2 protein-coding genes and 1 pseudogene are annotated in these 1,785 nt (G+C 39.3%); all 3 read left to right on the top strand.

All coding sequences use genetic code 11. The features are described 5' to 3' along the window. Positions 1 to 67: 67 nt before the first annotated feature. Complete coding sequence (gene rplJ, locus WBM49_RS03730) at positions 68 to 583, top strand: 50S ribosomal protein L10 (protein WP_424370723.1); 516 nt, start codon at positions 68 to 70, stop codon at positions 581 to 583. 53 nt (positions 584 to 636) lie between these two features. Beyond that, positions 637 to 1,020, top strand: coding sequence for a 50S ribosomal protein L7/L12 (gene rplL / locus WBM49_RS03725; RefSeq protein WP_424370722.1), 384 nt, complete (start codon positions 637 to 639; stop codon positions 1,018 to 1,020). Positions 1,021 to 1,150: 130 nt separating this feature from the next. Continuing rightward, positions 1,151 to 1,785 (top strand): annotated as a pseudogene (rpoB, locus tag WBM49_RS03720) (DNA-directed RNA polymerase subunit beta); the annotation flags it as partial.

Here is a 1,785-nt window from a genome sequence, read left to right as displayed (position 1 = left end):
GTCTAGTACCATGAGTCCAAGTGTTCAATTAGATCCGAAAGCAGTTTAATTCTGAAAATGTAAAGTAATGACAAGAGAAGAAAAAGCGACCGTTATACAAGATCTAACTGCACAACTTGCCGAAAATACTACCATTTATTTGGCAGATATTTCGGGATTGGATGCATCGACAACCTCAGACCTCAGGAGAGCTTGCTTTAAGGCAAACATAAAATTGTCTGTAGTTAAGAACACCTTATTGTCTAAAGCCATGGAGGCTTCAGACAAAGAATTTGGAGAACTTCCAGATGTATTGATTGGCAATACATCCCTAATGTTTTCTGAAACCGGAAATGCTCCGGCAAAACTTATCAAAACCTTTCGCAAGAAAGGCAACAAGCCTTTATTAAAAGGGGCCTTCATTGAAGAAGCCATCTTTGTTGGAGACGATAAGTTAGATACCCTGGTAAGTATTAAGTCGAAGGAAGAAATGATCGGAGAAATCATCGGATTACTTCAGTCTCCTGCTAAGAACGTTATTTCCGGATTGAAATCTGGAGGTGGCAAATTAGCCGGTATCCTAAAGACCTTATCAGAAAAATAATACGCACGCACTAAAAACAAGCATAATTTAAAATTTTATTAAACGATAGAAAAATGGCAGATTTAAAAGATTTCGCAGAAAAGTTGGTTAATCTTACAGTAAAAGAAGTAAACGAATTAGCTGATATTTTAAAAGATGAATATGGTATAGAGCCTGCTGCTGCTGCAGTTGCAGTTGCCGCTGGTGGTGGAGCCGCCGGAGGTGATGTAGAAGCCGCTGAAGAAAAAACAGAATTTGATGTTATTCTGAAAGCTGCTGGTGGTTCTAAACTAGCTGTAGTTAAATTGGTGAAAGAATTAACAGGTCTTGGATTGAAAGATGCAAAAGACATTGTTGATAGCGCACCAAAAGCCGTTAAAGAAGCTGTGTCTAAAGACGAAGCTGAAGGCATTAAAAAATCTTTGGAAGAAGCAGGAGCGGAAGTTGAGCTTAAATAATTGCGACAACCATATGGTTTTGGTTTAGGTCTTTACACCATTTGGTGGCTAGACCTAAACCCTTTTATAGATAGTATATAAAGTCATATACAACCCAATCTAGTATTCACGTTCAAAATTTTGTCCATAGATGTTCACAAAACAGACTGAAAGAATAAGTTTCGCATCCGCTAAGAACATACCGGACTACCCGGATTTCTTGGACATTCAGATTAAATCATTTCAAGATTTTTTTCAGCTTGAAACAAAATCTGACGAAAGGGGCAATGAAGGATTGTACAATACCTTCATGGAAAACTTTCCCATCACAGACACCAGGAACCAATTTGTATTGGAATTCCTTGATTATTTTATAGATCCACCACGCTACTCTATTCAAGAGTGTATCGAGAGGGGTCTTACCTATAGTGTTCCTCTAAAGGCGCGCTTAAAATTGTATTGCACAGATCCGGAACACGAGGATTTTGAGACCATCGTTCAGGATGTGTACCTGGGGACCATTCCCTACATGACTCCCAGTGGCACCTTTGTGATCAATGGAGCAGAACGAGTAGTTGTTTCCCAATTACACAGATCTCCCGGGGTTTTCTTTGGCCAATCGTTTCATGCCAATGGGACTAAGTTATACTCAGCCAGGGTAATTCCGTTTAAAGGTTCCTGGATAGAATTCGCTACAGACATCAACAGTGTGATGTATGCGTATATCGACAGAAAGAAAAAGTTACCGGTAACAACCCTATTCAGAGCTATTGGTTTTGAAAGGGA

Source organism: Muriicola sp. (assembly GCF_049669965.1).
Classification (GTDB): domain Bacteria; phylum Bacteroidota; class Bacteroidia; order Flavobacteriales; family Flavobacteriaceae; genus Muriicola.
Note: the sequence above shows the minus strand (reverse complement) of the source record. Positions and strands in the feature narration are given on the sequence as shown.

What these genes read in the sequence shown, in the direction of transcription:
- rplL (WP_424370722.1), top strand. Translation starts at nt 637, where the DNA reads ATGGCAGATTTAAAAGATTTCGCAGAAAAGTTGGTTAATCTTACAGTA.
- rplJ (WP_424370723.1), top strand. Translation starts at nt 68, where the DNA reads ATGACAAGAGAAGAAAAAGCGACCGTTATACAAGATCTAACTGCACAA.